Source organism: Myxococcus faecalis (assembly GCF_050039385.1).
Classification (GTDB): domain Bacteria; phylum Myxococcota; class Myxococcia; order Myxococcales; family Myxococcaceae; genus Myxococcus; species Myxococcus fulvus.
Genome location: NZ_CP144336.1, coordinates 146,393 through 171,583, shown reverse-complemented (window position 1 = coordinate 171,583; position 25,191 = coordinate 146,393). Strand labels below are relative to the sequence as shown.

General features: G+C 70.3%; 19 protein-coding genes (1 of these 19 running past the window's edge). 10 read left to right on the top strand and 9 right to left on the bottom strand.

Annotated features, from left to right (window positions below; all coding sequences use genetic code 11):
* The first annotated feature begins 7 nt into the window (after positions 1-7).
* From VZQ01_RS00455 to polA, 8 genes are all read left to right on the top strand, one after another.
* Positions 8-1,480, top strand: coding sequence for a YncE family protein (locus tag VZQ01_RS00455; protein ID WP_426746634.1), 1,473 nt, complete (start codon positions 8-10; stop codon positions 1,478-1,480).
* Positions 1,477-3,642 (top strand): hypothetical protein, encoded by a 2,166-nt coding sequence (locus tag VZQ01_RS00450; protein ID WP_426746633.1) that lies wholly within the window; start codon positions 1,477-1,479, stop codon positions 3,640-3,642. The genes VZQ01_RS00455 and VZQ01_RS00450 overlap by 4 nt, the downstream gene beginning before the upstream one ends.
* Positions 3,643-3,705: 63 nt before the next feature.
* On the top strand, positions 3,706-4,572 hold the full coding sequence (locus VZQ01_RS00445) for an FHA domain-containing protein (protein WP_223785765.1): 867 nt from the start codon (positions 3,706-3,708) through the stop codon (positions 4,570-4,572).
* A gap of 112 nt (positions 4,573-4,684) precedes the next feature.
* Positions 4,685-5,221 carry an A24 family peptidase gene (locus VZQ01_RS00440; RefSeq protein WP_223751584.1) on the top strand — a complete coding sequence of 179 codons (537 nt, stop codon included), beginning with the start codon at positions 4,685-4,687 and terminating at the stop codon, positions 5,219-5,221.
* Positions 5,222-5,267: 46 nt separating this feature from the next.
* Complete coding sequence (locus VZQ01_RS00435; RefSeq protein WP_141332561.1) at positions 5,268-6,716, top strand: type II and III secretion system protein family protein; 1,449 nt, start codon at positions 5,268-5,270, stop codon at positions 6,714-6,716.
* A gap of 174 nt (positions 6,717-6,890) precedes the next feature.
* Positions 6,891-8,675 (top strand): TadA family conjugal transfer-associated ATPase, encoded by a 1,785-nt coding sequence (locus VZQ01_RS00430; protein WP_223751585.1) that lies wholly within the window; start codon positions 6,891-6,893, stop codon positions 8,673-8,675.
* 6 nt (positions 8,676-8,681) lie between these two features.
* The gene (locus tag VZQ01_RS00425) at positions 8,682-10,907 is read left to right on the top strand and encodes an FHA domain-containing protein (RefSeq protein ID WP_426746632.1); all 2,226 of its coding nucleotides are present in this window, start codon (positions 8,682-8,684) and stop codon (positions 10,905-10,907) included.
* Between the two features lie 45 nt (positions 10,908-10,952).
* The gene (gene polA, locus VZQ01_RS00420) at positions 10,953-13,685 is read left to right on the top strand and encodes a DNA polymerase I (protein WP_426746631.1); all 2,733 of its coding nucleotides are present in this window, start codon (positions 10,953-10,955) and stop codon (positions 13,683-13,685) included.
* A gap of 312 nt (positions 13,686-13,997) precedes the next feature.
* On the opposite strand, the gene VZQ01_RS00415 is transcribed toward polA, so the two are convergent.
* The 5 genes from VZQ01_RS00415 to VZQ01_RS00395 all read right to left on the bottom strand — a co-directional run bounded on the left by VZQ01_RS00415 (position 13,998) and on the right by VZQ01_RS00395 (position 17,413).
* Complete coding sequence (locus VZQ01_RS00415) at positions 13,998-14,540, bottom strand: hypothetical protein (protein ID WP_223785763.1); 543 nt, start codon at positions 14,538-14,540, stop codon at positions 13,998-14,000.
* Positions 14,541-14,705: 165 nt separating this feature from the next.
* Entirely contained in the window at positions 14,706-15,947 is a 1,242-nt protein-coding gene (locus VZQ01_RS00410) for a peptidase MA family metallohydrolase (RefSeq protein WP_223751589.1), read from the bottom strand.
* Between the two features lie 12 nt (positions 15,948-15,959).
* Positions 15,960-16,256 carry a DUF167 domain-containing protein gene (locus tag VZQ01_RS00405; RefSeq protein WP_141333329.1) on the bottom strand — a complete coding sequence of 99 codons (297 nt, stop codon included), beginning with the start codon at positions 16,254-16,256 and terminating at the stop codon, positions 15,960-15,962.
* 4 nt (positions 16,257-16,260) lie between these two features.
* Entirely contained in the window at positions 16,261-16,788 is a 528-nt protein-coding gene (locus tag VZQ01_RS00400; protein WP_046713350.1) for a DivIVA domain-containing protein, read from the bottom strand.
* 76 nt (positions 16,789-16,864) lie between these two features.
* Complete coding sequence (locus VZQ01_RS00395) at positions 16,865-17,413, bottom strand: HEAT repeat domain-containing protein (protein WP_426746630.1); 549 nt, start codon at positions 17,411-17,413, stop codon at positions 16,865-16,867.
* 123 nt (positions 17,414-17,536) lie between these two features.
* On the opposite strand from VZQ01_RS00395, the gene VZQ01_RS00390 reads away from it, so the two are divergent.
* Positions 17,537-18,046, top strand: a complete 510-nt coding sequence (locus VZQ01_RS00390; RefSeq protein ID WP_223751592.1) for a J domain-containing protein — start codon at positions 17,537-17,539, stop codon at positions 18,044-18,046.
* Here the strand turns inward: VZQ01_RS00390 and VZQ01_RS00385 are convergent.
* Both VZQ01_RS00385 and VZQ01_RS00380 read right to left on the bottom strand, forming a co-directional pair.
* Complete coding sequence (locus VZQ01_RS00385; RefSeq protein ID WP_426746629.1) at positions 17,980-18,972, bottom strand: stage II sporulation protein M; 993 nt, start codon at positions 18,970-18,972, stop codon at positions 17,980-17,982. The two genes, VZQ01_RS00390 and VZQ01_RS00385, sit on opposite strands and share 67 nt — an antisense overlap.
* A 2-nt stretch (positions 18,973-18,974) precedes the next feature.
* The gene (locus VZQ01_RS00380) at positions 18,975-19,739 is read right to left on the bottom strand and encodes an RDD family protein (RefSeq protein WP_223751594.1); all 765 of its coding nucleotides are present in this window, start codon (positions 19,737-19,739) and stop codon (positions 18,975-18,977) included.
* Positions 19,740-20,257: 518 nt separating this feature from the next.
* On the opposite strand from VZQ01_RS00380, the gene fruA reads away from it, so the two are divergent.
* Positions 20,258-20,947 (top strand): response regulator transcription factor FruA, encoded by a 690-nt coding sequence (fruA, locus tag VZQ01_RS00375; protein WP_141327502.1) that lies wholly within the window; start codon positions 20,258-20,260, stop codon positions 20,945-20,947.
* Positions 20,948-21,012: 65 nt separating this feature from the next.
* Here the strand turns inward: fruA and VZQ01_RS00370 are convergent, their stop codons facing one another.
* Complete coding sequence (locus VZQ01_RS00370) at positions 21,013-21,234, bottom strand: MbtH family protein (RefSeq protein WP_046713356.1); 222 nt, start codon at positions 21,232-21,234, stop codon at positions 21,013-21,015.
* A gap of 183 nt (positions 21,235-21,417) precedes the next feature.
* Positions 21,418-25,191, bottom strand: partial view of a non-ribosomal peptide synthase/polyketide synthase gene (locus VZQ01_RS00365; RefSeq protein WP_426746628.1) — the end only. 41,673 nt of this gene lie beyond the right edge of the window; the window shows 3,774 of its 45,447 coding nt (coding positions 41,674-45,447); its start codon lies beyond the right edge, outside the window — the gene reads right to left on this strand; it ends in the stop codon at positions 21,418-21,420.

The following is a 25,191-nucleotide window of genomic DNA, read 5'->3' as shown; positions in this document are numbered from 1 at the left end:
CCCTCTGATGCGCCCCTACCTCGTCACCTCCGCGCTGCTGCTGCTGTCGTCTTGTGTCGACACCACGCAGAAGCCTCCGCCGTCCTCTCGCCTCGTCTATCCGAGCGGTGTCGCCTTCTGGCGCCCCGAGGTCACCTCGTCCACGAACGGCTTCCTGTACGTGGCGGGAGCCAACTTCGACAAGTGCTACGAATCCGGCGCGGTGACGGCGCTGGACCTGGACGCCCTGGGCCTGCGGCCCTTCGGCAAGGACTTCGCCGACGCGGAGGAGCTCGCAAGCTTCCCCGCGCTCTTGACCGACCTGAAGGTCGACGCCAACCGCAGCTACGTGCGCATCGACAGCTTCGCCGGCGAGATGACGCTGTGGACCCCGCCTGGGCGCTCACCCCGCCTGTTCGTCCCGACGCGCGCCGAGGGCAGCTACCTCCAGGTCATCGACGTGGCGGATGACGGGCTGGGCCTGACGTGCGCCCAGTCCACGTCCAACCGCGACTGCCGCGTCAACGCGCTCTCGCTGGTGGGCGTCCCGGGCGCGAACAAGGATGGCGTCCCGGGCGCGCCGGCGCCGCTGGGCGTCACGGTGGATCGCTTCAACCCGGACGGCCGGGTGTGGGTGACGCACACGGAGCTCGTCGGCCCGCAGTCAACGGACGTCCAGCAGTCCGACCTCCAGGGGTACCTGGTGAACCTGCCCGCCGCGGCGCCCACGCGCGAGACGCTGACCACGTCGAGCTTCGTCCCGCTGGGCGTCAACGGGCTGTTGCCGGGCGCGGCGCACTCGGTGGCCATCGGCAGCCGGTACCTGTACGCGTCCGGCCGCAGCTCCGCGACGCAGCAGCTGGGCACGCTGTCGGCGGCGTACGTGCTGCGCCTGGTGGACCGCACCGCGACGGACCGCGTGCTGGAGTCCGACGTGCGGAGCATCTACTCCATCCGCGAGGCGCGCGGCGTGGCGGTGGTGTCCCGTCCCCGGCGCGACGACCCGGCGCAGGTGGACCTGGACCGCGAGCGCGTCTACCTGCTGGCGCGAGGTCCGGACACGCTGCTCATCATCGACATCGAGAACGCGCGCGCGGACCTGCCGACGCTGCGCGTGGTGTCCGCGCAGTCGCTGCCCGAGGGCGCCAGCGAGCTGGAGGTCATCCCCCGGGCCGCCGGTCGCGGCAACCTGGTGGCGGTGACGGGCAGCGGCGACGAGGCGGTCTCCATCTACGACGAGGAGGTGGGCCAGCTGGTGGCCCAGGTGCTCGTGGGAGACCAGGACCCGGCCCAGCCCAGCCAGCCCTACGGGTTGACGGCGGACGTGCGGGGCAACTCGGCGCGCCTGTTCACCACCACCTTCGGCGACGGACGCGTCGCCGTCATCGACATCCCCAACCTCGACCGGCCGCAGGATGCGCGGCGGGTCGCCCTGCTCGGCGTGCAGCAGCTCCGCGACACGCGTCAGGGCACCAGCGTGTGTCAGGAGTCCTCCCCGTGAAGCGCGGCACCCTCACCGTCCTCCTCGCGTGCGCCGGGCTGGGCGCCGGCTGCTCGGATACCCAGGCCACCACGGGCTTCGCCGGCCTGTCCGGCACCTATGACCTGACCATGGTCGGCGACCTGGTCTTCGTCACGTCCTCGGACCGCGACGAGCTCCAGGTCCTGGACCTGTCGAAGGACCCCAAGCAGTTCATCCCCGCGCCCAACCCGCTGCAGACGCTGGCCATCCCGGTGCTGGACCGGCCGGACTCGCTCACGCGGGACGTGGGCTACAAGGCCGACGGCTCCGACCATGCGGGCCCGTATGTCTACGCGCGCAGCGCCGGCGCCTCGCAGATCTCCGTGGTGGCCGCGGGCCCGGACCGGCTGGTGCAGGTGCTCCGGCTGGAGGGCCGCAGCCTCATCACCTCGTTCGCGGCGCGCTCTCCCGCGCCCGTGCCGGAGGGCCAGACGCCCGGACCCGGCGTGCTCTACTACGGCATCCAGGACCCGGATGCGCCCTTCGAGGCCGACACCGGCGGCTCGCGCATCGAGCGTCAGTGGGTGCCCGGTCCCGACGCGCTCGGGGCAGGGGAGGTCGTCCCCGCGGCGGTGACGCTGTTCTGTCTGCAGCCGGGGGAGTCCGTGCAGGCGATGGCGGTGCTCCCGAACGACCAGCTCGTCGTGGCCACGCGCCAGGCCACCGGCCTGACGGGCCGCACGCTGCTGGTGCAGGACACCCACCCGGAGACGAGCGTCGACTGCACCACGCCCTCCGCGGCGGTGCGGGACCTGTCCGGCGGCTTCGACAACTTCCCGGTGCGCTACCTGGTGACGCACCCGCGCGTGTCCATCCCCGACAATTCGGAGACGCCGCAGAACGAGGCCCAGGTGATGGAGGCGGGGCAGTTCGTCTTCGGCATCAAGGACGAGCTGTCCTGCGGTGGCGCCACGGAGTGCACGGGTGTGCTCGCCGTGGACACGCTGACGGGCCTGACGGCCACGGACCTGAGCGGCGCGAAGATGCTGCCCATCCGCCCTCCGGACGGTCTGCCCACGGGGCTGGCGCTCATCCCGACGGCGACCCTGCGGCTGCGGCTGGTGGGCCCGGAGGGCACCATCACCACGGACGCCTCCGCGACGGTGCCCCTGCTGGGGTTGATGCCGTCATCCAACGGCAGCATCACCACGTTCTCCGCGAGCGACCGGCGTCAGTTCGACCTGGACCTGCGCCGCGCCAACGTGGTGGTCGAGGCGCGCAACGAGCAGGAGCAGGTCATCACGGTGGGCGGCGCCTCCACGCTCGTCGACGTGAGCCAGGCGGTGGAGCACCTGTGTGATCCGTCGAATCCGACGGGGCCGAGCGTCACCCGGCGCACGCTGCTCGAGGGCTCTGTGGTGGGCGGGGTGTTCCGCTTCATCTACCAGGGCGCGTTCCCGAGCATGGTGGACCTGCCGCGTGACCTGACCACGCCCACGAGCTTCGTGGTCCCCCAGGCCACCGAGGTCTCCCGGCAGGTGCGGCTCGACGACACCATCGTCCTGGCGAACCAGGACATCCGCTGCACGACGGACCTCAAGGTGACGAGCATCCGGCCCGCGAGCGAGGCCGGCAAGGTGGTGCTCGAGACGACGACGCCCATCCCCGAGGACTGCGCGGAGCTGCCGCTCTTCACGGTGCGCGTCGGCGGGGACCAGCGCTTCGTGCTGGTGAACGACCTGGGCGAGTTCCTGTCCCGCGACGTGGAGGACTCGGGGCCGGGCTACCAGATTCCGACGAGCTACTACTTCCACCCGGCGGACTTCACCCAGACGACGACGGTGCCCGACTCCGCCATCCCCTGTGGCACGCCTGGCGACATCACCGTGCCGCTCTTCCCGCCCACGCCGCCGCCCCTCACGCTTCGTGCGACCGCGACCAACGCGCTGAGTCGGGGTGATCGGTTCGTGGTGTCGGTGGGCTCCGGCGTGCGCAACCACATCTCCGGCGTGGACACGTCCTCGTCCTCGGGCGCGGGCCTGGCGTTCTACACGCTGCCGGGGCCCGTGGTGGCCGCCCAGAGTGGCGGGGCCTCCCTGGCCTACATCGCCTACCCCTCCGCGGATGGAATTCTACAGCTGAACCTGAGCGTGATTATCGACAACGCCGTCAACGCGTTCGGCCTGTCCGCGTTCGAGTAATTGGGCGTGGCCAGAGGTGTCTGTTAGAGTCCGGGTCATCCTGTACCGTCCGAGTCAAGACCGATGATCGATCAGAACTCACGCCCCGCCCGCAAGGTCGGTATCGCCGACCACCTGTGGGAGACGTACGAAGACATGGCCCAGCAGATGGGCTCGGACCGCGACGCCCTGATCAACCAGGCGCTCTTCATGTTCGCGCGCCTCAACGGGTTCATCGAGGCGAAGTCCCGGGGGGAGGCGCACGTCGCGCCCGCCGCCGTGGCCGCGCCCTCGCGTCCGTCCCCCGTCGCGGCGGCCCCCGCCGCCCGTCCCTCCGCGCCTCCGGTGCTGGCGCCCGCGCCGGCTCCCAAGGCCGAGCCACCCGCGCCCGTCCGGGCGGGAGGCCGTGGCGCGCCGCCTCCTCCCGAGGAGCGCTCCTCCTCCAACGGCCTGGACAACGACCCCGTCCGCCGCGAGGTGGCCGAGCGCGTGCTGGAGACCGCCGCGGAGCTCGAGCGCCTCATCAAGGGCAAGAACGAGCCGCCCCCTCCCAACGACGAGATGGTCGAGGAGGAGGAGCCGCTGCCCGACCAGGACGAGCCGCCCCTCGAGGACGAGGAGCAGGCCGAGCCCGAGGAGGAGCCCGCCGACGAGCTCGCCGAGGAGGAGGGCTCCGCGCTGTACCTGGTCACCGAGGACGGCGGCGAGGAGCGCATCATCAAGGAGCGCTACGTCATCGGCCGCGGCAAGCACTGCGACTTCGTCATCAACTCCGGCAAGGTCTCGCGCGAGCACGCCGTCATCGCCCAGGAAGGGCATGACTGGATCATCGAGGACCTGGGCTCGTCCAACGGGACCTGGTTCAACAAGCAGCGGATCAAGCGCCGCAAGATCGAAGACGGGGACGAGTACTTCATCTGCAGCGAGAAAATCCGGCTCGTCGTCCGCTGAGACAATGAGATGGCCCTCGTTCCAGGGGGGCTCTCGCTGTTCGCCAATTGACGGGCTCCAGGCGTCCCTGGTTTGATACCGGACGCCTGGACGCGAATGGGACAGGCGACGGATGACGCCTGGACAACTCGCGCTGTGGACGGCCCTTGGAGTGGCCCTGGTGATCTCGGTGGTGACGGACGTCATGCGCCGGGAGATCCTCGACGTGGTCACCTACCCGCTGATGGCGGTGGGGCTGGGAGTGCGCCTCGCCACCGAGGGGGTGGGGGGGCTGGACCAGGGGCTCGTCAGCGGGCTGGTGTCGGGCGTGGGCCTGGCACTGCTGCTGGTGCCCGCGGCGGTCCGGGGGCGGATGGGGTGGGGCGACGTGAAGTTGATGGCCGGGGTGGGCGCCGTGCTGGGGTTCCCAGCGTCGATGGCGGCCGCCGCGTTCATCTCCCTGGTGGGCGCGGCCCAGGCGGTGGTCTCGCTCCTGTGGCAGGGGGCGGCCTGGGACACGGTGGCGGCGGCGCTGCGACGCTGGGCGGTCCGTCTTCGCCTGGCACGCGCGGAGACAGCTCCCTCCACGCAGCGACACATCCCCTACGGGGTGGCCATCGCGCTCGGGACCTTCTGGGCGGTGTGGTGGCAGCAACAAAGCTTGGGTTAGCGCAGAGACTGTAGGCGCAGAGACTTTGGAAGAGGGGACACGCACGATGTTCACACGCTTCACGCATGCCGCCGCCCTGGGCGCGCTCGTTGCCCTGGTTGCCGGTGGCTCCGCCCTGGCCCAGGAAGGCACCACGTTCAGCCTCGGGGTGGGCGCCCAGAAGGTTCTCAACATCCCGGGCCTCAGCAAGGTGGCCCTCGGCGATCCGTCCATCGCCGACGTGAAGACGCTCGGCTCCGGCCAGCTGCTCGTCACCGGCCAGGCCGAAGGCAAGACGACCCTCCTCATCTGGAAGTCCACCGGCCAGCGCACCAGCTACCTCATCAACGTGCGCAAGCAGGACCCCAACGACGTCATCGCGGAGATCAAGCGCCTGCTGGGTGAGATCGAAGGCGTCTCCGTCCGCATGGTGGGTGACCGCATCTACCTGGACGGTCAGGCCTACACCACGCAGGACGCGGACCGCATCGAGCAGGTGGTGAGCCTGTATCCGAACGTGAAGTCGTTCGTGAAGATCGCCCCCAACGCCAAGAAGCTGGTGGCGCAGAACCTCAACGCCGCGTTCCAGAAGGGTGGCCTCAAGAACGTGCAGGCCAACGTGGTCGGCGCGACCATCTTCCTGGAGGGCTCGGTGGAGAGCCAGCAGGACCTCCAGAAGGCGGAGCTCATCACCAAGGCCATCGGCGAGAAGGTGGAGAACCTGCTCGTGGTCGGCATCAAGCGGATGATCCTCTCGGAGGTCCAGTTCGTCGAGATCCGCCGCAACAGCCGCGACCGCTACGGCATCCGCTACCCCCTGGACATCACGGGCACGGCGTCCGCCGCGGCCACGGTGACGCAGGAGCTGTTCCCGGGCACCTTCGGCCAGGGCGGCTCCAACCTGGGCCTGACGGCGGGCGCGGACTTCTCCATCGGCTTCCAGGGCAACGACGGTTACGGCCGTCTGCTCGCCCAGCCCAAGCTGGTGTGCGCCAGCGGTGAGAAGGCGGAGTTCCTGGCGGGCGGCGAGGTCCCGATTCCGCTCATCACCAACAACCAGTTCTCCGTCGAGTACAAGAAGTACGGCGTCATCCTGAACCTGCGCCCCACGGCGGACCGCAACGGCAACATCCAGACGGAGATCGAGGCCGAGGCCTCCGAAATCGACACGTCCGTCGCGGTGTCCTTCGGTGGCTCGTCCACGATTCCGGGCTTCCGCACCCGCAAGGTGAAGACGAACGTCACCGTGCGCCACGGCGAGACCATCGTCCTGTCCGGCGTGTTCAGCCACGACGAGCAGAAGTCCGTGTCGAAGATTCCCGGCCTGGGTCACATCCCCATCGTCGGCGAGCTCTTCAAGAGCCGCGGCTTCGACTCGACCAAGCGCGAGCTGGTCATCTTCGTCACGCCGCGCATCGTCAACCCGGACTCCGACAAGGTCCGCACCATCATCGAGGACGTGAAGAGCCGCTACAAGCAGGCCCGGTCCGAGGTGAACTTCAACATCTTCGACTGACGCCGCGGGCGCCGCTCCGCCGGCGCCCAGGGGCACCGGGGCCCACCTGGGGCCCCGTCACGGGCCGGTTTCCTTCCCTTCCGGGGGCGGGAGCCGGCCCGTCGGCTTTGCGGGCGGGCATTCGGCTGCGACCGACGCTTTGAGGTGGAAGGGGCGCTTGGTAGCATCAGCCCCATGTTTTTGATCACCCTCGCGGAAAAGGGCGGCGGGACCGAGCAGCGTGAGTACCACAAGCCGGAGATCACCATCGGTCGGCTGCCCGGCAATGACATCATGCTCGCGAAGGGCAATGTCTCGAAGTACCACTCCCGCATCGTCGCCAAGGATGGCAAGTGCATCATCGTGGACATGAAGTCCACGAACGGCACCTTCGTGAACGGCAAGAAGATCGCCGCGCCGCAGGTGCTCAAGCCGACGGACCAGATCTACATCGGCGACTACATCATCAACGTGGAGCCGCTGGAGGACGCGGGTCCGGCGATGACGCGCGCGGGCCAGGAGGAAGAGGCCTACGACGACCAGGGTGAGGAGGAGGGCTACCCCGAGGAGGAGCAGTACGAGGACGAGGAGCCCTACGAGGAGGAGCCGCCGCCTCCGCCGCCCCCCCAGCCCGCCGCGGGCCGCATGCCCGCGTCCATGGCGTCCGCGCTGGCGAAGAACAAGAAGAAGGTGGACCCCCGGGTGGAGCGCTACACGCGGCTCCAGAAGGAGATCCACGACCGGCTCATCGAGTACCTCGACCTGCGTCGCATGGACATGGACCGGCTGGGTGACGACGAGCTGTGGCGTCGCACCGAGAAGGCCATCCGCGACATCATCGACCAGATGGAGGCCGATGGTGAGCTCCCGGAGGACGTGGACCGGGAGGAGCTGCTCACCGACGTCATCAACGAGGCGCTGGGCCTGGGGCCCCTGGAGGCGTTCCTCGCGTCGGATGAGATCAGCGAGATCATGGTGAACCACGCCAACCAGATCTACATCGAGCGCAAGGGCAAGCTGACGCTGTCGGAGAAGACGTTCTCCTCGAACCAGGCGGTGCTCGGCGTCATCGAGCGAATCGTCGCGCCCATCGGCCGGCGCATCGACGAGTCCAGCCCGCTGGTGGACGCGCGCCTCAAGGACGGCAGCCGCGTCAACGCCATCATCCCGCCGCTGGCGCTGAAGGGGCCCTGCATCACCATCCGCAAGTTCAAGAAGGACTCGCTGAAGATCCAGGACCTCATCAAGTACAAGACGCTGACGGCGCAGATGGCCGAGTTCCTGGAGATGTGCGTCAAGGCCCGGCGCAACATCGTCATCTCCGGCGGCACCGGCTCCGGCAAGACGACGACGCTCAACATCATCAGCGCCTTCATCCCCGACGACGAGCGCATCGTCACGGTGGAGGACGCCGCGGAGCTGCAGCTGCCCCAGGACCACTGGGTGCAGCTGGAGAGCCGGCCGCCCAACCTGGAAGGCAAGGGCGCCATCACCATCCGCGACCTGGTGAAGAACTGCCTGCGCATGCGTCCGGACCGCATCGTCGTGGGCGAGTGCCGCTCGGGCGAGACGCTGGACATGCTCCAGGCGATGAACACGGGCCACGACGGCTCGCTCACCACGCTGCACGCCAACACGCCGCGCGACGCCATCGCCCGGCTGGAGACGATGGTGCTCATGTCCGGCATGGACCTGCCGGTGAAGGCCATCCGCGAACAGATCTCCAGCGCCGTGCACATGATCGTCCAGCAGACGCGCTTCTCCGACGGAACGCGGAAGATCTGCTACGTCACGGAGGTGTCCGGCATGGAGGTCGACATCGTCACGCTCCAGGACATCTTCTATTACAAGCAGGACGGCTTCACGGAGGACCACAAGGTGCGTGGCCGCTTCGTGGCGTCGGGCTTCGTGCCGAAGTTCTACGACGAGCTTCAGCGCAAGGGCATCCCCGTCAACATGAGCATCTTCCGCGAGGACTGACGCGCCATGGCCACACTGGTCGTCCGTCTGCCCGACGGTACGGAGAACGAGCACGAAGTCGTCGGCGAGCTGAAGCTGGGCCGCCAGCAGGGCTGTGACATCCTGCTCACCGAGGGCGGCGTGTCGCGCACGCACGCGCGCGTCTTCACGGAGGCGGGCACCGTCTTCATCGAGGACCTGGGGAGCGCCAACGGCACCTTCGTGAATGGCGAGGCCATCGCGGAGCCCACCGCGCTCACGCCCCAGACCGAGGTGGTGCTCGGCGACTACACGCTGACGCTCAAGGCCGCGCCCTCCCGCGCGTCCGGTGCGCGGCGCGCCGCGAAGTCCGCCGGCTCCGAGCCGCCCATGCCCGTCGGCGGCGAGGGCGGTGGGGCGCGCGCGACGCGGGCCCTGCCCAGCGTGAAGTCGAAGCCCGCCGGGGCTCCTCCTGCGGGTGGGGCGCTGGCGAAGCGTCCGAAGCCCGCGGGAGGGGGGGGCGCGAGCGGTCCGCTGCTGCGGGGCACCGTGGGGCCGTGGGCCGGCAAGACGTACCCGCTCAAGGGCAAGGTGCTGGTGGGGCGGCTGCCTCCGGCGGCCATCATCCTGGAGGACGACTCCGTCAGCCGGAAGCACGCGGAGCTCGAGGCCACGGGCCGGGGCGTCCTGGTGCGCGACCTGGGCAGCGCCAATGGCACGCTGCTCAACGGAGACCCGCTGGGCCCGGAGCCGGTGGAGCTCCAGCCTGGGGACCAGCTCCAGTTCGGCGTCATCGAGCTGACCTTCGAGGCGCCTCAGGAGGACGCCGCGGTGCCCTCGCGGCGTGGCGCGGGCGCGCCTCCGCCCTCCCGGCGGCGAGACGCCGGCAACGGCGGTGGAGACCCGGAGGCCGCGCGGCGCAAGAAGCTGATGGTGGCCGGCGGCGGCCTGGTGGCGGTGCTGCTCGTGGCCGGCGTGGTGAAGGTGATGCTGCCCTCCACGCCCGCGCAGACGGACGGTCCCATGGGCGCGGGCGTGCAGGTGGACCCCGCTCAGCAGATCGCCGACCTGCTCAGCGAGTGTCGTTCCTTCGCGTCCAGCGAGCTGGGCGCGCCCAACTGGGCCAAGGCCGAGCAGATCTGCTCGCAGGCGCTGGACCTGGACCCCATCAACACGGACGCCAACACCCTCATCCGCCGCATCAAGCTGGAGAAGGAGGCGTACGAGAACTTCTCCACGGGCGAGAAGCTGGTGCAGCGCCTCAAGCCCGAGGAGGCCCTGGCGTCGTTCCGCAAGATTCCGCGTGAGAGCGAGTACTTCCGCCGCGCGCGCTCGAAGGCGAGCGAGGCGGCCGAGCAGGTGACGAAGCGCGCGCTGGATGACTGCAAGCGCTACCTGAACAACTCGCAGTGGAGCGCCGCGGTGCCGCGCTGCCAGACGTACATGGCGGTGTGGTGCCAGAACCAGCCGCGCGAGGACCTGCAGCCGCCCCTGGGCTACACGCTGAAGCTGGACGGGCGCCTGCGCCGCAACGAGTGGCGGCCGAAGGACCCCCTGTTCGTGAAGTTCCTCATCTCGCGCCAGAAGCTGGATCCGAACTCCGTCCCGTGGACGTGCCCGGTGGCCGAGGTGCTCAACCAGGAGAACCTGCCCACGGACCCGAAGATGGTGGTGCTGGAGGCGGTGAAGCAGCGCTACCCCAACAAGCTGATGCAGGCGGCGATGATGGACTACTGGTCCGGCCGCGGCAGCGAGGCGCTGGCCACGCTGCAGAAGCTGCGCGCCAACTACGAGTCCTCGGCGCTGCACGGGGCCGCGGACGAGATGATGAAGACCATGTCCACGGTGGATCAGCTCTTCAAGGGTGGCCAGAGCTACCTGGCCGCGGATGACCCGGAGAAGGCGTCGGAGCCGCTGCGCGAGGCGCTGGAGGTGGACAAGTCGCTGATGCTCGACCTGGCCGAGTCCAAGCCGTCGTTCTACCGGCGCAGCATCCTCCAGGACATGGCGGACAAGGCCTATCAGCGCGGCCGGCACTGGGCGGACCGCGAGGACAACCGCCGCGCGTGCCGGGTGTGGAAGCTGGGCTTCAGCTTCTATGCGGGCAACGCGGACCTCAACAAGGCGGCGGGCTTCTGCTCGACGCTGGCGCTCAACACCTTCCGTGGCGCCGGCGGCTGTCCGGACCTGGCGGCGGTGCTGGACCTGGCCGTCAAGGGCGATGGCGTGGAGGAGATGGTCGAGGCGAAGAAGCGCGAGTGGAAGTGCAACTAGCGCGCGACATGGACAGGGAGGGACGGGCGCGCTAGGCACGGGGGCATGGCCGACACCAGCCCCTCGCGCTCCGCGCCCACCCTGGTCCTCATCGACGCGTCCGGCTTCATCTTCCGCGCCTACCACGCGATTCCGCCGCTCACGACGAGCAAGGGCGTGCCCACCAACGCCGTGCTCGGCTTCACGCGCATGGTGCTCAAGTCCCTGAGGGACTTGAAGCCCACCCACGTCGCGCTCGCCTTCGACAAGGAGAGCCGCGTGGAGCGCCAGAAGATCGACCCCACGTACAAGGCGAACCGCGAGGGTCCTCCCGAGGACCTGGTGCCCCAGTTCGCGCTCATCCGCCGCGTGGTGGAGGCGCTCAACCTGCCCATCCTGGAGATGCCGGGCTGGGAGGCGGACGACGTCATCGGCACGCTCGCGCAGAAGGCCAAGGCGGAGGGCTTCTGCGTCCAGGTCGTCACCGGGGACAAGGACTTCATCCAGATTGTCGACGAGGACGTGCGCCTGTTCGACCCGATGAAGGACGTGCACACCCGGCCCGAGGACGTGAAGGAGCGGCTGGGCATCGAACCGAGGCAGATGCGCGACTACCTAGCGCTCATCGGCGACGCGGTGGACAACGTGGCCAAGGTGCCAGGCATCGGCCCGAAGACGGCCACGGAGCTCATCCAGCAGTTCGGTGACGTGGACACGCTGCTGTCGCGGCTGGACGAGGTGAAGAAGCCGAAGATTCGCGAGAACCTCGCCGCGCACCGCGAGAGCCTGCTGCGCGCCCGGCAGCTGGTCAGCTTCAAGACGGACCTGCCGTTGGAGGTCCGCGTGGCGGAGCTGACGCGCAAGGAGCTGGACGCCACGCGCGCCAGGGAGCTGTTCACCGAGCTGGAGTTCTACGCGCTGCTCAAGGAGCTGCCGCAGGCGGGGCAGGGCGGAGCGCCGGGCGCCTCCGAGCCCGTGAAGGAGAAGCCCGCGCCCTTGCCCACCACCACCACGCTCGTCACCACGGACGAGGAGCTCCAGGCGCTGGCCCAGGCCGTGCGCGCGGCGGGCTCGGTGAGCCTGGTGCCGGCCTACGAGGGTCTGCCCTTCGCCGCGAGGCTGGTGGGCCTGGGCGTGGCCCTGCCGGACGCGAGCACCCGCTACGTGCCGCTGCGCCACGATGTCCTGGGCGCCACCCAGGTGCGCCCGGACGCCTTCGCCGCCGCCTTCAAGGCCGTGCTCGAGGACGCCGCGGTGAAGAAGGGCGGCCATGACCTCAAGGCGCTCACCCTGGTGCTCGCCAACGAGGGCATCGACCTCACGGGCGCGCACGACGACGTGGAGCTCTTGAGCTACCTGCTCAACCCCTCGCGGCGCGAGCACGCGCTGGCGGACCTGGCGCGCGAGCGGCTCGTCACCGAGCTGCCCGCGCTGCCCCCCGCGGCCGAAGGGCGGCGCGGCAAGAAGGACCGCGCGCTGGCGGACCACTCACCGGAGGAGCTGGCGCTGGGCTTCGCGGTGCGCGCCGAGGCCGCGCGCAGGCTCGCCCCCGAGCTGTGGAAGGAGCTGGACGAGGCGAAGCTGTCGGAGCTGGCCCAGAAGCTGGAGCTGCCGCTGCTGCCCATCCTCGCGCGCATGGAGCGGCGGGGTGTGAGCCTGGACACCCAGGAGCTCGCGCGCATCTCCGTCAAGGTGGACGCGGCCGTCGAGTCGCAGGTGAAGGAGGTCTACAAGCACGCCGGACGCGAGTTCAACATCGGCTCCAATCCGCAGCTGGTGCAGGTGCTCTTCACCGACCTGAAGCTGCCCATCATCAAGCGCGGCAAGACGGGGCCGTCCGCGGACCAGGAGGTGCTGGAGAAGCTGGCCGAGGAGCACCCGCTGCCCAACGCCATCATCGAGTACCGCAGCCTGTCCAAGCTCAAGAGCACCTACCTGGACACGCTGCCCACGCTGGTGGCCGCGGACGGCCGCATCCACACCACGTACCACCAGGCCGCCACCGCCACGGGCCGCCTGTCCTCCACCGACCCCAACCTCCAGAACATCCCCGTGCGCACGGAGCTGGGGCGGGAGATCCGCCGCGCCTTCGTGGCGGCCCCGGGCCACCAACTGGTGAGCGCGGACTACAGCCAGGTGGAGCTGCGGCTGTTGGCGCACATCGCCGACGACGCCGTGCTGGTGGAGGCGTTCCGCAACGACGAGGACGTGCACAGCCGCACCGCCGCCGAGGTCTTCGGCGTGGCGCCGGACCAGGTGGACCGCGAGCAGCGCCGCGTGGCGAAGATGGTGAACTTCGGCATCGCCTACGGCCTGTCACCGCACGGCCTGTCCACGCGCCTGGGCATCCCCCAGGAGACGGCGCGCGACATCATCGAGCGCTACTTCATCCGCTACGCGGGCATCCGCCGCTACCTGGAGGAGACCGTCAACACGGCCCGCAAGACGGGCTACGTGGAGACGCTGTACGGCCGGCGCCGCTACATGGCGGACCTGAACTCCAAGAACCGGGGCGTGGCGCAGGCCGCCGAGCGGGCCGCCATCAACATGCCCATCCAGGGCACCGCCGCGGACCTCATCAAGAAGGCCATGCTGGTGGTGGACGAGGAGCTGCGCGCCCAGAAGCTCTCCACCGTGCTGCTCCTGCAGGTGCACGACGAGCTCCTGCTGGAGGCGCCGGACGCCGAGGTGGAGCAGGTGAAGGCGCTGGTGGCGCGCGGCATGGCGGGCGTCGCCTCGCTCAAGGTGCCGCTGAAGGTGGACGTCGGCGCGGGGAAGAGCTGGGCGGACGCCCACTGAAAAGCAACGCGGGAGGAGCGCCCACCCCCGTAGACGCTCCCCCCGCGGTCCCACGCGCTATCTCACTGCCCCCACGAAACAGCCCCCACGACAACAATGCCGACCCGTCCGACCGGCGAGTCGCGCGGACCCCCATCCACGCGTCTTGCCAGCGGCTCGCGATGCGCGCTCACCACTCCCCAGCGGGAGCACGCGTCCCCATAAGGCGCGCCACGGGGTCCCCACCCCTGGCACGCTCCCTCCCGCCGGCCTCGGACCCTCCCAGTCTGGAGCGTCAAGCCGAACGGGTCGGCAAACCCGACCACCCCTCACTCAATGCATCGCGGTGCGTCCATCCCTCGAGCCGGGCGGCACGTGCCTGACGCGCGACGGCCGCTCGAAGTACTCCACCACCAATCCCCCGAAGGGCACCCTGGGCCCCTCCACCCTCGAATCCCTGAGCCGCTGGAGCAGCGCCACCGCCGAGTCCACCGCCTCGTCCACGGCGCGGTTGATGCGCTCCTTCTCCCCATCCCCGCCGCCCAGCACCTCCGCGGCATCCACCAGACAGCGCCGCAGCGCCGAGAACTCCTCGTGCAGGGCGCGCGCGCCACGCTCCGGCGACAGCCGCAGCACCGCCTTCGTGCGGCTCCAGGGGCTCGTGTCGTCCCCCTCCAGCATCACGCCCAGCTCCCGGACGAAGGGCTCCACCAGTCCGTCCAGCTGGCTCAGCGGCGCCTGCGATCCATCCGAGTCGTGTGCCGTCATCCGCATCCGCCGCCACAGCGCAGCGATTCGGTCCGGCTGCTGGCGGAAGAACCTCGCCAACCCCGCTGCCTTGCGTCCCCGCTCGCTCATGTCCGGTGCCTTCCGCATCGCATCGGGAGCTATAGCAAGGCGGTTGCCAGCGCCTGAGACCCGCGCCCTCCAGCAATTCCAGCCACTTGGCCGGGTGGAGTGTGGCGTGGAGGTGCCTGGGACGGTAAAAACTTCCGGGTTCGGCTTGTAGAGGTGTCCGAAGGTCCAGATGCCGCGGGCGCTTCAATGCAGGGTGGGCTTGAGCGTGCGGGCGCGCGGGTCCTCGCCGTCCGTGTCCGGAGCCTCACCCTCCGGTCCCATCCCGAACTCGCCCGAGGGCGACTCCGCGTGGGGGGCGCTGTCGGCGTGCTCGGGCTCCGGCGCGGGTGGCGCGCCCGTCCAGTACACCTCGCCGGGGGGCGCGCCGTCCTCGGGGGCGGGCAGGGGCGTGGCATTGGCCTCGGCCGCCTGCTGCTGGGCGACGAGCATCAGCCGCAGGGCGGCCTCGTCCGCGGCCTCCTGGGCGGCCATCTCGGCCAGGCGCAGGTTCTTCTGCCGGCGGCGGCGCGCGTACGCGGCCACGCACAGCACGGAGGCCGTCAGCCACAGGAGCGCGGAGCTGGTGGTGAGCGGCAGCCAGCCGTAGCGGGCCGCGAGCCCGTCGCGCCAGCCGGCCTCCTCCACGTCCAGTGACGTGTGGAAGGCCTTGCCGAAGGCCGTCTCGAAGGGCTCGCCCGCGCGCACCCCGTCCACGAGCTGCCCCATGGCGTGGGCGCCGTAGCGGGTGCCCAGGTGCGCGACGAAGGCGGCGCTCTGGGCATACGCAATCTCCACGTCGGCGGGCAGGTCCGGCCAGTCGTCGGACAGGTCCTCGAAGTGGAAGACGCGCTCCTGCGTCACCGCGCGGAAGAGGGCGGAGTAGTGCGTGAGCGAGAAGCGCTCTCCGGTGACGTTCTGCGCGACGCCCTCCTGGAACCAGCGCGGCCAGTCGCGCGCGAGCTGTCCCAGCGCCACGTGCGCCAGCTCGTGCCGCAGCGTCTGCTGCCCGTCCGGCGCGTTCAGGCTCAGCGCGTCCAGCAGGATGATTTGATGGGCGGGGTAGGCGAGCGCCACCGCCCAGCCCGGGGGCTTGCCGCCGGGGAGCGCCAGCGCGTCGAACTCGTCGCGCCCCACGCCCAGCCGCACCTCCGTCACCCCCGGCCAGTCCCGCCCGAGGATGCCGCCGAAGCCGTCACGCACCGCTTCAATCTGCCCCGCCAGCTCCCGGGCCGCCCCGGTGGCCGCGGCCGTGTGGAGGATGCGGAAGCGCTTCGTCGTCACCTCGCCGACGACCTGGGGAGGCCGGGCATGGGGGACGAGCACCACGTTGTCCACGAGCGCGTCGCCCGCGCCGTGGGGATGGGAGACGGAGCCTTCGACCAGGCCCTGGGCCCACGCCCGAGGCATGGCCCAAAGCAACAGCAGCAGGACGAGCAGGTGGCGCATGCGGGGGCCTCGCTAGGCCCCAGACATAACAGCCTCGGTCCGCGCCGCATCAATGCCGACCACCTGCACGCGTTTGCGGCGCGATGCGTCACCAGCGACGAGCGTCACCTGCCTCCGGGGGACCCCCAGCTGCTTGCCCAGGAACTCGAGCAGGGCGGCGTTGGCCTCTCCATCCACGGGCGGAGCGGCGAGCTGGATTTTCAACAGCCCGTCATGCTCGCCGACGACGCGGGTGCGCGAGGCGCGGGGCTGGATGAGCAGCGCCAGCTCCACGCCGTCCGGCAGGGACTTCAGCCAGGGCGGGGCCACGGCGCTACTCGCTGACGGTGGCCTTCTTCTGGGACAGGTAGGCCACGTTGTCCTCGACGCGGGCGTAGTCGCGGTCCGCGAAGGCGGGGGCCTTGAAGGTCTCCAGCAGCTTCTGGTGCGCGTCCAGCACCGAGCGCACCTGCGACTCGAACTGGGTGCGCTGACGCTTCAGCTCGTTGATGTCCTCCACCACCTGCACCAGCCGCTGGTGCGCGCCGTGGACGATCTTCTCCGCCTGGTGCTCGGCGTCCGCGATGATGATCTCCGCCTCCTTCTTGGCGGCGGACTGGAGGTCCTCGCTGATGCGCTGCGCGGTGACCATCGTCTCCTGGAGGGTGCGCTCACGCTCCTGATGCTGCTCGAGCTTGAGCTGCGTGCGCTTGAGCTCCTCCTTGAGCGCGATGTTCTCCTTCACCACCTCCTCGAACTCGCCGGCGATCAGCTCGAGGTAGGCCTCGACCTCGCGGCGGGAGAAGCCGCGCAGCGCCGTGTCGAACCGCTTCTGCCGGATGTCGAGCGGAGTGATCTTCATGCGCCGGGAGTCTAGCGCAGGACCGCGACTTCTCCAGGAATCGGCCCCGGGAGCCCGCCTGCCCGCAGGGCGGGGGTCAGGGCGCGGCGGTGGAGGGGGCCTCCCACTGGGCGGCCACGGCGCGGGCCGCGTTCTGCACGGCGGAGGTGAGGCGCGCGTCCGTGGTGGCGTCCTGCAGGGTGCGCCGGGCGGAGGCGGTGCGCTGGAAGATGAGTCCGTTGAGGGCCTGGATCTTCAGCGCGTCCGGCATGCGGGGGTGGCGCACCACGTTGCCGAGGATCTCCTCGGCCCGGGGATGCTGGAACAGCGCCACCGCGCGCAGCACGGCCTGCTGGGTGCGGGGGTTGGGGTCCCACAGGTGGATGGCCAGCGAGTCCAGGGCGCGAGGGTCCCCCAGCAGGGCCAGGTCCTCCACGGCGATGGCGCGAATCTCCTCCGGCGCGGGACGGGCGGCCCACAGCAGGGCGCGCAGGAAGGCGGCGTCGTCGCCGGGCACGGCCTGGGGGGCGGGGGCGGACGGCTCCGGGGCGGGCCGGGTCGCTTCGGTGGCGGGGCGGGCCTGGGCGGCCGGGGGCCGGGCCGGGGCGGCGGCGAGCAGCAGTCCGGCGACGAGCAGGGGGCTCATGCTGTGGGTTCTATCCGAAAGGCCGGGGGTCCGGCGGGGCGCGGTGGAGATTTTCTTGACGCGATCTCCCGACGTGGGAGCTTGGCGGTGCTACAGGACTGTTGCTGACGGGAGCAAGGGCCGATGAACGCGGTGGCTTCGAGCTGGCGGACACTGGAGAACGTCGAGGTGGAGTGTACCCACTGCGGCATCCGGATGACCCTTCAGATGGGGAACCGGATTCGCTACTTCCGGTGTTCCGGCTGCCACCGCTGGGTCTCCAGTACCTACTCCGAGGTGTTCCGGGCGGACGCCAAGGTGCGCACCCACCCCGTGAAGGACACCGGGGCCCGGGACGAGCAGTTCATCGAGGTGAAGGACCGGCTGGAGCGCTGGCTGTCCGCCATCGAGGACCAGGACCCCTACCAGTTGCTCGGCGTGTCGCCGCTGGACTCGGCGGACAAGGTGCGCGCGCGCTACCACGCGCTGGCCATGGAGCGTCACCCCGACCGGGGCGGCTCCGCGGAGAAGATGCGCGAGCTGAACGTGGCCTACGAGCGCATCCTCCGCCACCAGCAGCGCAAGCGTCAGGAGGCGCTCACCTCGGGCGCGTCCGTGGTGTCGGCGTCGGTCCTGCCGGCCCGCAGCAGGTAGGCCCAGAACAGGCCCCCCAGGGACAGGCCCAGCGCGGCCTTGGCCCACGTGGGGAACAGGTCGCCCGGGGACACGTAGCCCTCCACCACGCCGATGCAGGCCAGGAAGGGCGCGCACCCCAGCACCAGCTTCACCGCCTCGCGTCCGCGCAGGGCCAACGCCTGGCTCCGGGGCAGCTCCCCGGGGTCCACCAGCGCCTGGCCCACCATCAGCCCCGCGCCTCCGGCGATGACGATGATGGACAGCTCCACCGGCCCGTGCGCGGCGATGAAGTCCAGGAAGCCCACCGTCATGCCCTCGCGGATGCACAGCGCGGAGATGGCGCCAATCTGCACGCCGTTGTTCACCAGGATGAACATCGTCCCCAGCCCCGCGAAGATGCCCATCGCGAAGGTGAGGATGGTGACGGTGAGGTTGTTGGTGGCGATGCCGGAGGACACGGAGTTGGGCGGCGCCACCGACAGGATGTCGTCCGTCCACATGCGCCCCTGGGCCACGTACTGACGCACGCCCGAGGGCACGAGCAGCTCCGCGCCGCGTGGCTCCCACAGCACCACCAGCGCGCCCAGCAGCAGTCCCAGGCAGAACAGCGCGGCGCTCGCGCCCACGAAGCCCAGCTCCCGGCGCAGCGTGCGCGGGAAGTCGCGGCGGAAGAAGCCTCGCACCGCGGCCCAGCGGTCGCGTGGAGGCTGGTAGATGGCCGCATACGCGCGCGCGCAGAGCTGGTTGAGGAAGCGGTGCGCGTCGGTGTCCGGGTAGAACGTCTGCGCGAGCGCCAGGTCGGAGGCCGCGCGGCGGTACAGCGTGTCCAGCGTGCGCAGCTCCTCCAGCGTCAGCGTGCCCGCGCGCTGGCGCTCGAGCAGCCCCTCCAGCGACTTCCAGCCCTCCCGCTTCTGGGCGACGAACGCCGTCAGCGCCTGGGCCATCCTCAGCGCTCCGTCCGCACGAGGCCGCGAAGGTGGGCCTCGATGGACGTGGAGGACGCGAGCACCCCGTCGCGCTCCGCGTCCGTCAGCCCGCCCAGCTTCTCCACCATCCGCGCGCCCATCCGGAGCCGCACGTCCGGCGCCAGGCCCGGCGCGCGCGTGAGGAACGCCAGCACCAGCTCCACCTCGTCGGGCTTCAGCGCCCGCGTCGTCGAAGGCGCGGCGCCGCTCGTCGCCTGGGACGCCGGCTGCGTGTACTTGTCCAGGTCGATGCGCTCCTCGCGCACCAGCACAGTGCCGGCCAGCACGTCTCCCAGCCGCTGATGCCTGGGCGTGAGCAGGAGGCTGATGCAGCCCACCGCGTAGACGCCGGGCAGGAAGTCCACCGCGCGGCACAGGTTGCGCACGGCGCTCTCGTAGAGGCCCACCGGCGAGCCGTCCAGGCGCACCACGCGGATGCCCAGCGCGCGCTTGCCCGGCGTCTGCCCGTGGAAGAAGACCTCGCCCAGCGTCCAGTACAGCCACTGGGTGGCGAACACGCCCACCACCAGCAGCGTCTGCCCCAGGCTCGACAGCCCCTGGAACACCCCCAGCACGTCCGACACCAGCAGCGTGAAGACGAAGTACGCCACCACCCAGAAGAAGAAGAGCAGGCTGGCGTCCACCAACCACGCCAGGCACCGGTAGCCGATTCCGGCCACGGGCAGGGAGAGCGCCACGCGCTCCGGCGTGGCCACGGCGAGATGCGGGCTGGGTGCGGTCCTCATGTCCGCTACCCAGCATACACGCCGAGGACCCATCTCCCGTCGTCACCTGGGGCAGGCCCTGCGACGATTCCGGACATCACCCGCTGTCGCATGGTGGACAGCCGACCGCGTGCCAGGGCCCGGCGGATATCGGCTGTTGGACGGAAGGGCTTGTCATTCCAACGACAGCGATGACGAACCAACGGACGCGGTGGCCGAATCCCATCGGATTCGCGCACACTTGACACTCTGTCCAGGGTCGGCTTCGCCTCTGCGCTTCCCCGGTGTTAGGGTATTGGTGACGTTGGACCTGGAGCTGGCTCCAGCGGAGGTGGAGCCCGGAAGGACGTCACCAGTTGTGAGGAGTGAAAAGCAGTCACGGAGTCAGGTCGTGCATCATCGGACCGACCCCGGAGTGGTTCAGCGGACGCGCAAGCTCGACCTGGAAGCCTCATCCCGCTGACCGAGCAGTCCCGAGGTCGGAAGCAGTCAACACGCTAGTACAAGTTGTTTCGCCATGGCGGCTGGGGGGCCTTCGCATGGCAACTAATCAAGCTGCGATTCGTGTATCCATTCTCGAAGGGCCGTTCGTGATGTGGGAGAACATCGCCGACGGTCTTCGTGGTGAGGGCGTGAGCGTGACCTCGGTGACGAGGGATGCGCGCTTGTTCCTCGACAGCCTCGGGACCGATCCGCCGCAGGTGGCGGTGCTGGATGTGGAAGGAGACGGCGAGGCATCCCTGGGATGCTCCGTGACGGAGGGCATCAACCTGCTGCGCGAGGCGCGCAAGCGACGTCTGGAGGTGCGCATGCTCCTCCTGTCGGCCGTGAGCGTGCCGGAGATCATCTCCCAGTGCTTCGACGAGGGCGCCTCGGGGTATCTCTTCCGCAAGGGGCTGGGCACCTCCGCGGTCTCCTCGGCCATCAACTCACTGGTGCGAGGGGAGCGGCTGTTCCCGGTCCAGCTGCTGCGCAACGACTTCGAGCATCCACCGGTGACGACGCCCACCGCGAGCGTGCTCATGGCGCTCACGCAGCGCGAGCGCGAGGTGCTGCAGTATGTCTCCGGCGGTGCGGACAACCTGAAGATCGCCGCGCACCTGCAAATCGCCGAGCGCACCGTGAAGTCGCACGTCACGCAGCTCTACCGGAAGCTCGGGGCGGAGAACCGCACCCAGCTCGCGTTGCGCGCGTGCCACCTGGGGGTTCGTCCGCCTCCGGACCTCTGAGTCGACACCGCCCGCCACGGACCCCAGCCAGGTCGCCGGGGTCCGTCGGGCACGACTCGGGTGCCTCAGTTCTTCAGGGCCTGCTCTTCCATCTTCTTGCGCAGGCTGAGCGGACGCATGTCCGTCCACACTTCCTTGATGTACGCGAGGCACTCGGCCTTCAGGCCCTGCTTGCCCGCGTCCTTCCAGCCCAGCGCGTTCTCCCGGTCCGCCGGCCAGATGGAGTACTGCTCCTCGTGGTTGACGACGACCTTGTAGATCGTCGTGTCTTCGCGCTCGTCCGCCATGTGAGTCACCCCTGAAAGTGGCTGTATCTTGTTCACATCCCAGGAAAATGGGTCAAGACCGCCAAAAGTAGGCTGACGCCCACTTTCCCCTCTCCTGGTCGCACTGCTCCGACAGGCTGTTCATCGCGGCACCGTGGGTGCTGGTGCGCGAGGGCCGCCCGGCCCCGGTGTGAAACGCGGCCATCATTCCCCGGAACCTCCCAGGTCCACCCACCGCTTCACCCACTCGGTGACGGCCGGCGCGTGCAGCAGCGCGACGGCGTCACCGGATGTTTCCAACATCGTCAGGCCACCCTCGGCCAGCTCGCCCCAGCCGCCATCGAGCTCATCCTCGTCACGCTCGGGGGCGTCCGCGGCGCGCAGGAGGTGCACCGGGCCCTCGTAGGGCTCGGGCAGGTAGCGGCGCGCGGCGCGCAGGTGGCTGGCGAAGACCTTGAAGCGCGTGCGCAGCTCCCCGAGCGACAGGTCCTCGGGCAACAGGCCCGTCTTCGCGCCCTGCTCGTGCATGAGGGTGAGCAGCGGCTCGGCGTCCTTGCCGGACGTGAGCGCGGCGGGGAACACCGGCGCGTCGATGCCCGCCTGCGTGGCCAGGGCCCGGGCGAAGAGCGCGGCCTGGGCTCCCGCGGTGGTCGCGGCCGTGGATGCATCCGGCTCTGCGGGCAGCGGCTCGACGAGGAGCAGCTCCACGGCGTGCCCCTCGCGCTGGAGCTGCTGCGCCATCTCCCAGGCGATGAGGCCACCCAGGCCCGGGCCCGCCAGGCGATAGGGGCCCTGGGGCGTCGCGCCGCGCAGCGCCTCCACGTAGAGCGTGGCCATGGCCTCCACGGACTCGAGCGGCGCGCGGCCTTCCTCCAGGCCGCGGGCCTGGATGCCGACGACGCTCCAGCCCTCGGGGGCGTGGCGGGCCAGCTCGGCGTAGCGCTCCACGCGGCCATCCAGGTCATGGATGACGTGCAGCACGCGGCGGTGGTCGGCGCCCGCGCGCAGCGTGACGAGCGGAGACCAGGCGGGCGTCGCGGGACGCGCCTTGGGCCGCGCCTCCTGCGCCTGGGCGCGTTGCAGCAGCAGCGCCAGCGACTCCACGGTGGGAGCCTCGAAGAGGGCGCGCAGCGGCAGCTCCACGCCCAGGGCCACGCGCACGCGGGAGACGACCTGGGTCGCGAGCAGCGAGTGTCCACCCAGCGAGAAGAAGTTGTCGGTGACGCTCACGCGGGGCGTGCGCAGCACCTCCGCGAACGCGTTGGCGAGCAGCTCCTCCAGCGGCGTGCGGGGCGCGGCGAACGGCGTGGTGCCGCGCAGGCTCTCCTCGTCCGGCTGCGGCAGCCCACCTCGGGCCACCTTGCCGGTGGGCATCAGCGGCAGGGACTCCAGCCGCACGAAGATGGAGGGCACCATGTACTCGGGCACCTTCTCGCGCAGCACCTGCCGCGCCTCCTCGGTGCTCCACGGTGCGTCGGGCGGCAGCACCACGTAGCCGACGAGGCGCCGGTCTCCCGGCACGTCCTCGCGGACGATGGCCACCGCGTCGCGCACGTGGGGCAGGGCGCGCAGGGCCACCTCCACCTCACCCAGCTCGATGCGGAAGCCGCGCAGCTTCACCTGGCTGTCCAGGCGGCCCAGGAACTCCAGGTTGCCGTCCGCGAGCCACCGGGCCTTGTCGCCCGTGCGGTACAGCCGGGCGCCGGACTTGCCGCCCATGAAGTGCGGCAGGAAGCGGTCCGCCGTCAGGTCCGGGCGGCCGTGGTAGCCGTGCGCCACGTTGGCGCCGCCCACGTAGACCTCGCCCGCGACGCCGATGGGGCAGGGCGCGCCGTGCGGGTCCAACACGTAGATCTGCATGTTGGTGAGCGGCGAGCCCACCGGCGGCAGCGCGGGCCACTGCTTGCGGTCCTTCGGCGCGCGCCACGCCGTGACGACGTGGGCCTCCGAGGGGCCGTACTGGTTCTCCAGCGTGCACTCGGGCAGCCGGTCGAAGAACGCGAGCAGCGCGGGCGTCACCTGGAGCTGCTCGCCGGCGGTGACGATCTCACCCAGCGGGGGCAGCTCCTTCTCCGTGAGGGCCGCGTCGCACATCGCCTGGAGGGCGACGAAGGGCAGGAACAGCCGCTCCACGCGGTGCTCGCGCATGTAGCGCAGCATGGCGGGCGGGTCCTGTCGCAGCGAGCCGTTGATGAGCAGCACCTTGCCACCCAGGCACCAGGTGCCGAAGAGCTCCTGGAACGACACGTCGAAGTTGAGCGAGGCGAACTGGAGCGTGGTGGCGTCCGGCTTCACCGCGCGCTTCATCAGCCACCACAGCATGTTGCCCACCGCGCGGTGGGACATGACGATGCCCTTGGGGCGGCCGGTGCTGCCGGAGGTGTAGACGAAGTAGCAGTTCGTCTCCGGCGACATGTCCACGTCGGGCCGGTGTGTCGGGCGCGACTGGACGGCCGTCTCCTCCTCGATGCGGACGATGCGCGCCGTCAGCCCCGGCGGCAGCGCGGAGACCAGGGCGGAGTGCGCCAGGACGACGGGCGCGCTGGTGTCCTCGAGCATCAGCGCCAGTCGGTCCGCGGGGTAGCTGGGGTCCAACGGCAGGAAGGCCGCGCCCGCCTTGAGCGTGGCCAGCACCGCGACGGGCATGTCCAGGCTCGCGCGCTCCAGGCACAGGCCCACCGTGCTGTTGACGCTCACTCCGAGCGCCCGCAGGTGGTGCGCGAGCTGGTTGGCGCGCGCATCGAGCTGGGCATAGGTGAGCGACTGCGTGCCGTCCGTCACCGCCACGCGCTCCGGCGTGCGGGCGACCTGGGCCTCCACCCACTGGTGCATCAGCCCCGGCACGTACGTCGGATCCACGGCGGTGTTGAAGTCCTCCACCACCTGCCGGCGCTCCGCCTCGGAGAGCAGCGGCAGTCGACCCAGCGTCTGGTCCGGCTGGGTGACGGCCCCCTCGAGCAGGCGCTGGAGCGCGCCCACCATTCGCTCGGCCGTCTGCCGCGTGAAGAGGTCGGAGCTGTACTCCAGGTAGCCGGTGAGGCCGTGCGACGACTCGAACACGGAGAGCGTCAGGTCGAACTTGGACGTGCCGCTGGTGGCCTCCATCGGCGACATCCGCAGGTCGCCGGTGTCGTAGTTCTCCTTGTAGACGTTCTGCAGCACGAACAGCACCTGGAACAGCGGCGTGCGGTTCAGGCTGCGCTCGGGCTGGAGCTCCTCCACCAGCTTCTCGAAGGGCACGTCCTGGTGCGCGTACGCGTCCAGCGTCGTCTCGCGCACCCGGCCGAGCAGCTCGCGGAAGGTGAGGTGCTCCGACAGCTGCGTGCGCAGCACGAGCGTGTTCGCGAAGAAGCCGATGAGCTTCTCCAGGTCCGAGTGACGGCGGCCGGCGATGGGCGAGCCGATGCTGATGTCGTCCTGGCCGGAGTAGCGCGCGAGCATCGTCTGGAACGCGGCGAGCAGCACCATGAACGTCGTGGCGCCTTCACGTCGGGCCAGGGTCTGCACCGCGTCCTGCAGCTCGCGAGGCATGGTGAAGCCCACCATGTCGCCGCGGAAGGTGCTCACCGGAGGCCGGGGGAAGTCCGACGGCAGCTCCAGCGCGGGAGGCGCGCCCGCCAGGTGCTTGCTCCACCAGGCGACCTGCTTGTCGAGGACGTCGCCCTTGAGCCAGCCGCGCTGCCACGCGGAGTAGTCCACGTACTGCAGCGGCAGCTCCGGCAGCGTGAGCGGCAGGCCCTTCGAGAACGACGCGTACGCGGAGGCCAGCTCGTTGACGAGCAGGCCCATGGACCAACCGTCCGAGACGATGTGGTGCATGGACATCAGCAGCACATGGTCCTCGGCGCCCAGCTTCAACAGGCGCACGCGCAACAGCGAGCGGTCCGCCAGGTTGAACGGCTTCTGCGTCTCCTCGATGGCCGCGCGGCGCGCCTCGGCCTCGCGCGCCGTGGGCTCCAGCGCGCTCAGGTCCAACAC